Origin of the sequence: Spirosoma fluviale, from assembly GCF_900230225.1 — a bacterium.
Classification (GTDB): domain Bacteria; phylum Bacteroidota; class Bacteroidia; order Cytophagales; family Spirosomataceae; genus Spirosoma; species Spirosoma fluviale.
Genome location: NZ_OCNH01000010.1, coordinates 171,627 through 184,309, shown reverse-complemented (window position 1 = coordinate 184,309; position 12,683 = coordinate 171,627). Strand labels below are relative to the sequence as shown.

At 50.6% G+C, this 12,683-nt stretch carries 13 protein-coding genes; 11 read left to right on the top strand and 2 right to left on the bottom strand.

Translation table 11 applies throughout. The annotated features are described in order from the left end of the window. Positions 1-23: 23 nt before the first annotated feature. From CRO74_RS30875 to CRO74_RS30865, 3 genes are all read left to right on the top strand, one after another. Positions 24-2,120, top strand: a complete 2,097-nt coding sequence (locus tag CRO74_RS30875) for a 3'-5' exonuclease (protein WP_097132141.1) — start codon at positions 24-26, stop codon at positions 2,118-2,120. A 90-nt stretch (positions 2,121-2,210) separates the two neighbouring features. After that, positions 2,211-3,275 carry a hypothetical protein gene (locus CRO74_RS30870; RefSeq protein WP_097132139.1) on the top strand — a complete coding sequence of 355 codons (1,065 nt, stop codon included), beginning with the start codon at positions 2,211-2,213 and terminating at the stop codon, positions 3,273-3,275. 133 nt (positions 3,276-3,408) lie between these two features. Continuing rightward, positions 3,409-4,176, top strand: a complete 768-nt coding sequence (locus CRO74_RS30865) for a helix-hairpin-helix domain-containing protein (RefSeq protein ID WP_097132136.1) — start codon at positions 3,409-3,411, stop codon at positions 4,174-4,176. A gap of 118 nt (positions 4,177-4,294) precedes the next feature. Here the strand turns inward: CRO74_RS30865 and CRO74_RS30860 are convergent, their stop codons facing one another. Together CRO74_RS30860 and CRO74_RS30855 are read right to left on the bottom strand one after the other, a co-directional pair. Beyond that, positions 4,295-4,711, bottom strand: coding sequence for a type II toxin-antitoxin system VapC family toxin (locus CRO74_RS30860; RefSeq protein WP_179830351.1), 417 nt, complete (start codon positions 4,709-4,711; stop codon positions 4,295-4,297). Positions 4,712-4,719: 8 nt separating this feature from the next. After that, positions 4,720-4,974, bottom strand: coding sequence for a DUF6364 family protein (locus CRO74_RS30855; protein ID WP_097132132.1), 255 nt, complete (start codon positions 4,972-4,974; stop codon positions 4,720-4,722). A gap of 224 nt (positions 4,975-5,198) precedes the next feature. On the opposite strand from CRO74_RS30855, the gene CRO74_RS30850 reads away from it, so the two are divergent. The 8 genes from CRO74_RS30850 (at position 5,199) to CRO74_RS30815 (ending at position 12,668) form a co-directional block, all read left to right on the top strand. Continuing rightward, positions 5,199-5,411 (top strand): type II toxin-antitoxin system RelB family anti-toxin, encoded by a 213-nt coding sequence (locus CRO74_RS30850; protein ID WP_097132130.1) that lies wholly within the window; start codon positions 5,199-5,201, stop codon positions 5,409-5,411. A 4-nt stretch (positions 5,412-5,415) separates the two neighbouring features. Further along, complete coding sequence (locus CRO74_RS30845; protein WP_097132128.1) at positions 5,416-5,745, top strand: HipA N-terminal domain-containing protein; 330 nt, start codon at positions 5,416-5,418, stop codon at positions 5,743-5,745. Continuing rightward, entirely contained in the window at positions 5,742-6,746 is a 1,005-nt protein-coding gene (locus CRO74_RS30840) for a type II toxin-antitoxin system HipA family toxin (RefSeq protein WP_097132126.1), read from the top strand. Before CRO74_RS30845 ends, CRO74_RS30840 begins: the two co-directional genes overlap by 4 nt. A gap of 321 nt (positions 6,747-7,067) precedes the next feature. Further along, a complete protein-coding gene (locus CRO74_RS30835) occupies positions 7,068-8,297 on the top strand; it encodes a caspase family protein (protein ID WP_097132124.1) in 1,230 nt (409 codons plus the stop codon). An 89-nt stretch (positions 8,298-8,386) separates the two neighbouring features. Then, positions 8,387-8,995, top strand: a complete 609-nt coding sequence (locus CRO74_RS30830; protein WP_097132121.1) for a hypothetical protein — start codon at positions 8,387-8,389, stop codon at positions 8,993-8,995. Between the two features lie 14 nt (positions 8,996-9,009). Next, positions 9,010-10,104 carry a hypothetical protein gene (locus CRO74_RS30825; protein ID WP_097132119.1) on the top strand — a complete coding sequence of 365 codons (1,095 nt, stop codon included), beginning with the start codon at positions 9,010-9,012 and terminating at the stop codon, positions 10,102-10,104. Between the two features lie 18 nt (positions 10,105-10,122). Then, a complete protein-coding gene (locus CRO74_RS30820; protein WP_097132118.1) occupies positions 10,123-11,133 on the top strand; it encodes a hypothetical protein in 1,011 nt (336 codons plus the stop codon). Continuing rightward, positions 11,130-12,668 carry a caspase family protein gene (locus CRO74_RS30815; RefSeq protein ID WP_097132116.1) on the top strand — a complete coding sequence of 513 codons (1,539 nt, stop codon included), beginning with the start codon at positions 11,130-11,132 and terminating at the stop codon, positions 12,666-12,668. The genes CRO74_RS30820 and CRO74_RS30815 overlap by 4 nt, the downstream gene beginning before the upstream one ends. Positions 12,669-12,683 lie beyond the last annotated feature (15 nt).

The window sequence follows — 12,683 nt, the reverse complement described above, 5'->3', positions numbered from 1 at the left end:
TGCTCTTAACCACACTCAATAACATGGAATTTCGAATTGCGGACACCTTTACCGGTAGTCTGGGCAAACTCACCGGCGACGAGCAGAAAGCCGTAAAAAACACCGCGTTCGATCTACAGCTCAACCCGGCGCACCCCAGCCTGAGTTTTCATAAACTCGACAAAGTCAGGGATAAGAATTTCTGGTCGGTACGGGTCAGCAGCGACATCCGGTTGATCATCCACAAGACCGAAGGCAGCTTCTTGCTCTGCTACGTCGATCACCACGACGATGCCTACGCCTGGGCCGAGCGCCGAAAACTGGAAGTTCATCCCAAAACTGGTGCCGCCCAATTCGTTGAAATCCGCGAAACGGTACAGGAAATCCGGGTGCCGGTCTACCTACCTGCCGAAGCACCGGCCAATGTCGGAAAACCAACAAAAGGCAGCAAACCTGCCCCCAGAAAGCTATTCGAGCGGGTGTCTGACGATACCCTGCTCAGCTACGGCGTACCGCCGGAATGGCTGGCCGATGTGAAAGTTGCGGACGAAGATTCGCTGCTGACCCTGACCGACCACTTGCCCGCCGAAGCGGCAGAAGCCCTGCTGGAACTGGCTACGGGTGGCACCCCCAGCGTACCCAAACCGCTGCCCCTGGCAGCAGACCCCTTTGCGCACCCCGATGCCCTGCGTCGGTTCCGTACCATGTCCAACATGGAGGAGTTGCAGCGGGCGTTGGACTACCCCTGGGACAAGTGGGCCGTATTCCTCCACCCCGACCAGCGCGGCACCGTCGAACGCTCGTTTGCCGGTCCGGCGCGGGTGTCGGGTTCGGCAGGCACGGGCAAAACCATTGTTGCCCTGCACCGGGCCGTTTACCTCGCCCGGCAAAACCCCGACAGCCGGGTATTGCTCACCACGTTTTCGGATATTCTGGCCAACGCGCTGAAGGTTAAACTCCGTCGGCTAATCAGCAACGAGCCACATCTGGCCGAGCGAATTGACGTAGAAGCCATCAACAGAGTCGGGTTACGATTGTACAAACGTACGGTGGGCGTTCCGGTTGTGGCCCCATCCGCTCAGGTGATAAAATTGATCAGTCAGGCAGCCGCCACCGTACCAGAACAGAAATTCAGTGTATCCTTCCTGCTCTCGGAATGGGAGCAGGTGGTGGATGCCTGGCAGCTCAAAACCTGGGAGGATTACCGGGACGTAAAGCGGCTTGGTCGCAAAACGAAATTACCGGAAAACCAGCGGGCCAAATTATGGTTCATTTTCAGTCAGGTGATTAACGGTCTGACCGAGCTAAAGCTGGTCACCATGGCTGAGGTGTTCACCCGCTTAGCCACTTCCGTATCGGCAAAGCCCCCGTATGAGTTCGTCATCGTCGATGAAGCGCAGGATATAAGCGTGTATCACCTGCGTTTGCTGGCGGCCATAGGCGCAACGCGTCCAAACGCCCTGTTTTTTGCGGGCGATAGTGGTCAGCGAATCTTCCAGCAGCCCTTTTCCTGGAAAGCCCTGGGCGTATCGATACAGGGTCGCAGCAAAACGCTGACGGTCAACTACCGAACCTCGCACCAGATTCGCCGAAAAGCGGATCAACTGCTGGGCAACGACGTGTCGGACGCAGACGGAAATCTGGAAGAAAGGAGTAAAACCGTTTCGGTATTCAATGGCCCAATACCGGAGTTCACCTGCGTCGATACACCGGAGCAGGAAATCGCTTTCGTTGGCAACTGGATCGCTGCCCTCCATCGTACGGGTTTATCCCCCCACGAGATCGGCGTATTTGTTCGTTCCGACCGGGAAATAGACCGGGCCAAATTGGCGGTTCAGGCATCTGGCCTGCCGTTTCTGGTTTTGGACGAACAGGTAGAAACCATCAGCACCAAAGTGGCCGTCAGCACCATGCACCTGGCCAAGGGGCTGGAGTTCAAAGCCGTGGTCGTGATGGCCTGCGACGACGAAGTGATCCCCTCCCAGGAGCGAATCGAGTCGATCACCGATACGGCCGATCTGGAAGACGTGTATAATACCGAACGCCACCTCCTGTACGTGGCCTGCACCCGCGCCCGCGATCAGTTGCTGATCACCAGCGTCAATCCGAGTTCGGAGTTTCTAGATGATATTAGTATGTGAGGTGTGTTGAGGCTTCTTTACTATTCCTGAATGGAGTAGTCAGTATTTATTAAAACCAATGCGGACATTTTCATAAAATCAGCGACAACGATGGGCCTTTTTACTATTCCAGAAATCGAGTACTTCCACGAGGTCCAAGGTCGCACGTATCACGCTGGCGTGCTCGAAGATGAACTATTAGGCCATGTACTTTCTGACGGAGTATGGGAGAAAACAAAGCAGTGGGCTAAGTCTGTTCAAAGGTCTGAAATCGGGTTTGAGGTATCGTTCAGGAAGTCGTGGCAAAAGTCTGGTTGGGATAATGGTCGTGTTGCCCAAATCAAACCTTACACTTGGGCCAGAGTATTCAAACCGGGGGATGATGGTAAGGGCATTTACTTTACCATTGGCGTTGATGCAGGCTCACAGAGTTTACTGATAAAAATTCATTACCAGGAACAAGCCCGGGAACAGGCGAAAGCGTTGTTAACACCCCTACAGAGACAACTTTGCGAACGGCTCATAAAGTCAGCCGATGGATCGTATACTTATTGTCAGGAGATACGCTTACAAAACGTTGAGGAGTATTCTCTGGAGCGCCTAACCGCCGAAACGATTGCATTTATACAGAAATATGAATCGACGTATGACTTGATTATGCGGATGGTTTGGCCAACGTTAACGCTACCGCCTTTACCCCCGCCTGGACCAATATCGTTCGAGCCTGGTCTAGGCCCCAAATCAACTAATCCAAATGGGGTGTTGTACACAAAGCCAGAACAGACTATACAGCCAGCCCTAATCCATTTACAGGTCAGTTTGGCACTTCATAGGCATTTGTCGGAAATCTATGGTCACCAAGCTGTTAGCCGTGAAATGCACAAGAGTAACAACACACTTATTGACATGGTACGGCAGGAAGGTGACGGACTACTGTTCTACGAAATCAAGACGTATCCCTCTATTCGGACGTGCATTCGTGAAGCTATTGGTCAATTGCTGGAATACTCATACTGGACAACTGGTCAACTGGCAAAAGAGCTGATCATCGTTACCCCTTTGCCGGCAGATGAGGAGACACGGAGCTATATGAACAATCTTCGAACAACACTGAACTTACCGGTTTGGTATCAGCAATTCGATTTGTCTCAGAACACACTTAGCAGCAAGGTGTAAATGGTAATTTCGGATTCAGCTAACCGGTAATTTCACCTTAAATTTACCATATTAAATGGCTGGTTACCTTGCTATTAAGCTGACTGCACTGGTACAGGGATATTGATCGGTTTGCTGCGAAATCAACTGACCAATGGTCCTGAAATCTCCACGGTGTGCCCACATCGAAGCGCCTGACCTGCAGCACAGCACCTACCTGACCCGGCTGGACGGCCAAACCCTGTGGCTGGGCTTCATTCACATCAAAGGGCTGGACAAAAAACTGATTCAGGCCCTGCTGGATCAGCGTAGCAAGCAGCCCTTCACGAACCAGGAAGATTTCACCCAGCGCGTACCGGCGGGGCTGGAGCAACTCCTGATCCGGGTGGGGGAATTCCGGGGCCTAGGGTCGACCAAAAAGAAATTACTGTGGCAGGCCCACGCGCTGGTAAACAACTACACCCGCCACCTGACCGAAGTGGACCTGTTTACCTTACCTGAGCTGAACTGGTCGCTGCCCGCACTCTGGCAGGATGCGTTGGAAGACACCTACGATGAACTGAAACTGCTGGGGTTTCCGCTGAGGTCTCCATTTGCTCTGCTGGCCGGTGCCGTGCAGGGCATCAGGGCGGCTCAACTGCGGGGCCACGCAGGCAAGTGGGTAGCCATGACGGGCTACCCACTTGCCTGCAAGCGCATTACGGCCAAAAACGGTCGCCCCATAGTGTTCGGGTATTTTATGGACGTGGCCAGGCAGTATTTCGATACGACGTATTTTCCCCAAACGCAGGAGCGGTATTCGCTGCGAGGTGCCGGGCTGTACCTTCTGGAAGGCAAGGTCGTGCTGGAGTACGGCTTCCCCAGCCTGGAGGTTCGTCGGCTGGAGAAATGTCAGTTCTTGGGTGATTCACGGGAAGTATGATATTCCTAACGATGTACTTCACATCACCCAAGTATATCTTGCTATGCACTTGGGAGTGAATCTGAATGGCGCGCGACGATGAAACAGGCGTTTGATGCCCATACTATCAACTTCTCTGTCACAACAAGTTCACCATTTCGGCGGGTGTTATTACCGGTAGCTGGCTTTGGTCTGCTAGCCGGAAGTCTTTGGTATTACCCGTCACAAAGTACTGGATTGCGCTGTTGCCTAGGGCCGTCTGGTATTGAAACCCGTCCTCCAGATCGCTAATGGTCATCAACTGGCTGGCCGATAGAAAGGTCCCTTTATCGGCTCCCGCTACCTGCACCAGATGCAGGAAAGCCTGCAACGCTTCACGCTGTTTTTGCCCTCGCTTCCCGGCCCGGTGCAATACATAGGTCACGGTATACACCGAACCGGCAGAGATATAAATGGTCAGGCGATGTTCTTCAGCAGCCAGGAACAGGGTGGTCGCTTCTTCGGCAAACGTATCTTCACGATCCAGTAACCAGTCAAGAATTACGTTTGTATCCATAAAGATGGTCATAGGCCATAGCGGTCTTTGTACATCATGGCCCGAATCTGCCTGTCGGTTTTCTGGCTAAGCGATCCTTTGGCAATACCTCGTAGCTGTAAAGCGCCGGGCATGGCTGGAGCCGTTTCGGGCAGAACACTACTCACCGGATTCAGTAATTCCTCGATCATAGCCGACAGGGATTTGCGCTGCTGTCTGGCCAGCAACTTGGCACTGGCCACCACACGTTCATCCACCGTCAGGGTTAATTTCACCTTACCCATACACGTATCTTTTTATTTCTCATGCGAATATACGTATTAGATGAAAATTACGATCACTTGTCCTAAGAAAGCCAGGGCCTGCCACAAGCTCGCCTTATTCAAATTGCCTTAGACCCATGCAGACTGGCAGCCCAATTACAACAAATTAAATAGTGCATTATTCTACACCATTCAGTTAATATAAACGTTCAACTGCATATATTTATCCAAAAAAGGGCAGTACAATGCACCAATACTATATAATTGATACAGTCAAAAATCGTCGGGATGTTCTTCACATCACCCAGGAGTATCTGGCCGAACTGTCGGGGGTGAGTTTGCGTACCATTAAACAGATCGAATCCGGCAAGGGGAACCCAACCGTCGAAACACTGAGTAAACTGGCGGATGTTTTGGGTATGGAATTAACACTGGTCATTAAGCAACTGAATCCGTAACACCATGCGTCAGGCAGCAGTCTATCGAAACGGCGAACTGGCGGGCTACCTCATGGAGGAAAACCGCCGACAGTATCTTTTCCGCTACGACGAGCTTTGGCTTGCCGATCCGCATAAACCTGCTATCAGTCTTACTCTTCCCAAAACCCAATCAGAATACCGAAGTGATGCGCTATTCCCGTTCTTTTTCAACATGCTGAGCGAAGGGGTAAATCGGCGGTTACAGAGCGTTCAACTTCGGGTCGATGAGGCCGACAGCTTTGGCCTGCTGCTAGCCACCGCACAATACGACACGATTGGTGCCATCACCCTACGCCCGGTAGCTGACTTATGAGTTTACCCGTTATAAAAAATTGCCCCGGTACACTGGCAGAAAGCTTTACAACCTACAGCCCGCTCTGTTTGCGCACGGTATTCAATGGGCGCAAAGTCAGCCCTATCCTACCCTACGAGCTGCCCCAGAAAAGCGAGATCGTTGCTGAGTTGTTTATGGAAAATCGGAAACGAATTTCCATATCAGGGGTGCAGGAAAAGGAAAGCTTGGTTCTGGAGAAGAACAGCTTACGGCTGACCCATCCAGGCGAACAGGGAACCTACATCTTAAAGCCCATCCCCCGCGATATCAAAAAGGTGGATCAGGTACCGGCCAATGAACACCTCACCATGCAGATTGCCCGGCAGGTGTTCGGCATTAACACGGCAGCCAATGCCTTGATTTTCTTCCAGGATGGCTCTCCAGCCTACCTGACCAAACGCTTCGACGTAAAACCGGACGGCACGAAATGGGGTGTAGAGGACTTTGCGGCTTTATCGGGGCGAACCCACCATAACGCAGGCCCCAACTTCAAGTACACCTACAGCTACGAAGAAATAGGCCTATTGATCCGAAAGTACGTACCAGCCTGGCGAGTCGAAATAGAACGATACTTCGCCCTGGTGGTCTTTAATTTTCTGTTCTCCAACGGCGATGCGCACCTGAAAAACTTCTCGCTGATGGAGTCGGCCAACGGGGATTACTTGCTGAGCCCAGCCTATGATCTACTCAACACCCGTCTGCACGTAGACGACACGGATTTTGCGCTGGACAAAGGCTTATTTGCTGACGGTTATCAATCGGACGTATTCAAACGCACCAATCACCCGGGGGTTGCCGATTTTACGACCTTTGGCCAGCGCATCGGTATTCCGGATAAACGTATTGAGAAGTTGCTGGCCCCCTTTCGGGAACGGCAGGCTAAGGTCGATGTCCTGATCAACCATTCCTTTCTGGATGAAGCCAATAAGCGCGGATACCAACTGGGCTACAATACGAAACGAAATCAGTTGAATCAATAAATGCGTAGGGGGCAGACGGATATACTTGGTGGATTGGGCCCTTTTAGGGCTTTTTTTATGCTTGATTATCAATCCTTCGATTAATAATTCTCAGAAAGTCTACCAAATCTTATGAATAAAATAGGGTTTAACAAATCAGGACAATTCTTAGACTGATTACCCAGATGTTGGTATTGATACCGCTAGTTTAATGGCCTACTTTTAAGTCGTTGTTTGTTAGGCTTGACCACTATACTTTTTAAAACTCAAAACTATTTCAGATTACTACTGATCACGTTTCTGCACTAGCCGCCATTACTAATAAAACTAGAATCAACCAACATGCGTACTGCTTTCTGTTTTCTTATCTATCTGGCCCTGTCAACAACAGCATTAGCACAGTCTACTTTTCACGCCATTATCGTATCAGCTACGACCGATCCAATACTTTCGGTGCCCTGCCAAATTGATGCAGCAACAACTCAAGGGCTGTTTGGCTCTATTGCCAAAGCCCTCGGCTATCGCTACAAGCCTACTTTATTGATGGGTAGCCAATTCACATTCAATGCGTTATCTACAACGATTGATAGTTTGTCGTGCGCTCCCGATGATATCATCGTGTTTTATTTTACCGGACATGGATTTAATTACAAGAAAAACAACAGTGACTTTCCGTTGCTCCTTATGGACACCACTGCCCTTGATAAAAATCCCCCCCTGGCAGATGTACACGAGGTGCTCATGAGCAAAAAAGCCAGATTTTGTCTGACGTTCGGCGATTGCTGCAATCGGCTTATTGATCAAAAATTAGAAACTACACGATCCTTCGTGAAAGGCACTTCCTGCAACGCAGAAATTTATCGACAACTCTTCCTGGGCGAACGCGGTGGTATTCTGGTCAGTAGCAGTAAACGCGGACAGGTGTCGGGTGCCTCACTCAATGGCAGCCACTACACCTGGGCATTTTTACAGGCTCTGGATTATGCCTGTCACTATAACGAGCAGGTTAGCTGGAAGAGCCTGCTGGACGATACGCAAAGCCGGATGATGCAAATCACATCGGCCCGCGTGGCTGGTCAGGCGTCTATTTATTCCATCGGTGCTACCAATGCTGCCGCACAGGCAACGCTGGCAGGTACCAGCGCATATCCTACTCCGGCTAATCAAACGGCTGTTTCAAGGCCTGCTCCCAACAACGGGAATAGCCAGGTTTTAGTCGACCCACCAGCAACAGTGGCCGCTAACACGCAACCTGCCATATCGACGCCAGGACAGGCCCCTTCCTTCAGCGAGGTCAACCAGTTGTTGAACACCCTGACCGACGAGTCGTTGAGCTATGCCTATCGTAAAGGGCAACACGGACAAGCCAGCCGGTTTCTGTCATCAAATGCGAAGGTGCGGGTGTTTGTCAATACAACCGAAGTAGAGTGGGTGCCGGTAGACCGACTTATGGAACGGTACTCATTACTGGCGGCCAAAATTCAGCAGATAAACGTGGTTGAGAAACAATCCAAACTCGATGCATCAGGCCAGCATTATGAAGAACTGGCCGTTCAGGAAATATGGAAATGAGCCTTAATAAATCCTATCCTTCTGTCTAATTGCCTAACTAAAGTGATTACCCTATTCACCCAGTTTCTACGTAAAAACCAATTTTCATCATGAAATACATACTGTCACTCCTTATCTTAGTATTTGCCAGCCGGGGACAAAGTCAGTCACCGCTGTCAAATCAGGAGTTAGCGGATTTCCAGATACGAGCACGTACCCGCATCGAAGAACTGGAGAGTTACATCAGCACCATTGCGGATAAAGACCTTTCATTCGACGAACGGAATCAGGCTATTACAAACGCGCTGAAGCTGTTCACCAGAAATGCAACCATTCAGGTTTCACGGACATCAAACCCCAGCAGCATTAAAAATTCAGATGGCCCCGTTTCTCAGCCTATCCCCATTGCAACCTACTTTCAACGACTTAAAAATTTGCCTTACTCACAAGTAAAGGTAACTAACTTCAATGCAGCCAGGGTAGACGACTGGGTACTACAAAAAGATGGTTCGTACCAGGCAACAGGCTATTACTTCCAGAATTTCAAAGCCTGGCGACGAATAAATGGTCGATTGATTCCGGTAGTAAACCACCTCGATAAGAAAAAGATTGATGTGGATTTACGCATGCGCGACGACCCGGAATTTAAAGAAAAGCACTGGATGGTCTTATTTGAGAACATTAGTGTTTCCGCTACAGGTAAGGCAGCCGCTCAATAACTGCATCCGGCATTATGGTATACTACCTTATTTTCTGGTTAGCCAGCCTGCAGTTGAAAGAACGGCCTTCTCCCCTACCGATACCACTACTCGTTGGGAAACACATGGAAAGACCAGGCCTGTTTGTACAAACCGATACGTTGCCTCAACCGGTACTACCGTTTCGGTCCGACACGACCAGTCGGCTGAGTGCCCAACCGGATACCGTATCAGGGGGAATTGCACCGGTTAGGGAAAGCCTCCCGGGCGATTCACTTCCAATACCGAATGAGCCATTTATCACTGTAGACCGGCGAGAGGCCGAACCCTTTATGGGACAAAGCATTGCGTTTGTACGGGACTTCATAAACCGGCTCAATTACCGACGTACGCCCATGAACCAGATAGTTGATTCGTCAAGTCGACAGATGTACCCACGGGTTCGTTACATCCGATCCCTATTTGATGAACAGGACCCCCGCACCAGTCCACGCTCGGGGAAATTCAACCGGATTTATGAACAACTGGTCAACGAGTTTGTCGACGAGGTCGCCAGTGACACAGCTCAGGTATACATTCCCGAAATAGCCCGCAACTTATTTGGTGATGTAACGTATTCCGTGCGCTACAAAGGGGTTCTGAAATCAATACGTTTTTATCTGGTTATGACCCGTACCGAAAAATATTATGAGTGGAAAATCATTGATGTAGAGGCTCCATTTTTAAAGCCTGCTTCGACCGATACAGTCCAGCAATACGTAGCTCAGCGTGACACATTGCTTTTTATCGCTTCGCAAACGCACGAAACGCAGTTTCTGGCTCTGTACAACCACTTGCACGCCCGCCGAAATCTGATGGCGTTTGCTATTGATAACCCGCCTGCAAGGGGAAGGCTGGTCGCTCTATCGAAGGCTATAGAGAACGGCTCCCTATCCGTTGAAACAACTCAGTCGGTTAGCTTATATCTAAATACGGGTCGTGGCTGGGTTTTACGTCTGAATGATCTAAACCGTGAAAAAGAAAACTCAGGCTGGCTTATTACCGAGCTCTATGGACACAACAGCCTGAGCTTATTACCCCCATTACTGACTCAATACATTGATTTACGACCGGCTAATTCACCCAAATAATAGTTTTCTATCCACACCATGAAATTCATCATTCATGTTCTTCTCTTACTTATTACCTACGGGGCTTTTGGCGGGCAACCGATAGCCAGGCCTGATACGACCCGCCTTCCGGCAACGACAACGCAGGAGATTTCACGCTGGCTGGCTGATTTTCAACAGACTATCAATCAGTTGTCGGGCCAGGCTGATACGAGTCTGGCAAGGGATCAGCAGGCGTCTTTACTTGATCGATTTTTTGTAGCCGACACAGTCCACCTGCCGGGCCTGCTACGTATAGGCTTACCCGTGAATCGGGCAGCTGACTGGTTGACACGAATGAAAGCTGCATTTTGGGAGAGGAACTTCCGATTTGACATCGACCAACGAACGCGTTCCATTCAGGTAGTATCGTCCAATCGCCATTCAGTGCAACTACAGGTACTCGTCCCTGTTACCTTATTCGGTATTTACATAGCGAGTCGAAAACCTGTTCAGTACCGAGGTCAGTGGCGTATGACCCTCCGGGTCGATAAACACAAGGACAAACTGACCAACTTTCGAATCCAGTCGGTAGAAGCAAAAAAATGGGGTGATGAGCCGTCTGGATTAACGCTAGACATGGTGTCGCATTACCACCAGCAGTTAGAGGCCAGTCTGCTTCAGGTGCTGGGCGGGGGACCGAATCAGACAGAAGCGCTGTCCCGGATCAGGCAGTTGATACCCCAGGATACATTACTGCTTCGTACAGACCACCGTACAGATACCTTAGTCATTAGTCAACTAGGGGCTTCGGTCCAACAACGAAGCGGGTGGAATCTGTACCGTATTGCCTCATTTGATCTGCACTTCTGCACCGATTTTCTGCGTACTGCGGATGGTCACTACACAGGACGGCTCACCGTTTTGGAAGGAGTAACGGCGTCACTGGCGACCCCGCAACTCTACAAAAGCCAACGCACTGACGTAGTGCCTGTAGATCCCGAGATTGCCCAAAACAGCAGTTACAGGGCTACTTTATCGAATGTCGTATTAACCAACGAACCAAAATGAACCGCTTTCTGCTTGTCTTAATTCTATGCATGGCTGGCTTCTGCGCAATGGCACAGGATAAGCAAACGCTGCTTAAAAATGCCGATGAAGAGCGCGACTCATTAAAAGCCATACAGCTTTACAGCAAGATAATCGAGCAACATCCCACCGAATCACTTGCTTACTACGGGCGGGCTATTGTCAGGCGGCAGGCGGGGCAGCTCACCGAAGCGATCAACGACATTGAGCAGGCCATAAGGCTGAATGACAGTTCGGCTGTCTATTATGCTCAAAAGGCCTTTATTTACCTGTCCCTGAGCGAGTATGACCGGGCAGCCAACGATATTCGGCAGGCAATCAAACTAAGCCCTGGCACAGCCAACTTTTACAGCACACTAAGCTATTGCCAAACCAAACAGGGACGTTTTGACGAAGCTGAAAAAACGGCTCAACGCGGTATTGATCTGGACCCGACCTCTCCTTTTCCCTATAGAAATCGGGGGCGGGCAAGGTTGTACAAAGGACAGACCGATTTAGCCATCGCCGATTTTGAGGCCAGTCTGCAGCGTAAACACCGTGAGCCATTTCGTGTGTACAGCGACTTAGGCGAAGCGTATCAGCAGAAGAAGCAGTCGACAGAAGCCCTACGGTATTATAACCTGTCGCTAACCACCCAGCCCAGTTATATAGAGGCCCTCGTGCTGAAACGTCAACTGGAACGTCAGCTTCAGACCGGTGCAGTGCTGCCTACGTCAACCTTCTCAGGTCGGCGAGTGGCTCTGGTCATTGGCAACAGCGGCTACCGCAACGTCAACAGCCTGAACGGGCAACCTCTCAACGATGCCCGCGCCATGAAAGACCGCCTGGACAAACTGGGTTTCGTAACAGAGATTTTAACGGATATACACTACGACACGACACAGGCTGCCCTTAACCGATTCTATGCCAAGGCGAAAGGAGCCGATGTTGCCCTGCTGTTCTACGCCGGTCATGGTATTGAGCATAAGGGAACCAACTACCTGCTGCCGGTAGACGTAAACCTCAATCTGGAACGGCCAGATTCCGTAGAACAGCAGGCATTTTCGGTAACGACCGTGATCGACCAGCTCCAGAATGCCCAGCCACGTTACTGCATCCTGATTCTGGACGCCTGCCGCGACGACCCATTTAAACAATCTGCCACTGTGCCACCAACGCCCGTCAAACGGGATAGCAGTCGCGTCCGATCGACGACCGGCAAGCAGGCTCAGCCTCGACTACCGGTACATTCACTTCCCGATGATGGTACTCATCGGGGCTTTCGACCGGTACGGGTTGAAAGCAAAATCCGCAATTGTTATGTGGCGCTCGCCACAGCCCCTGGTGCTACGGCACGCAACGGCCCCAACCAGAACGGCTATTATACCGAGGCACTTCTGAAATACCTTCACCAGGGACGGCGGCTTGATGAAGTACTCCGGGATACCCGTAATGAGGTTATTCAACAAACGCAAAAAACGGGCAATAGCCAACAGCCAGAGTACATTGACCGGACCTGTGAGATTATGATTCTCTAACTATCCTCTAGCCAT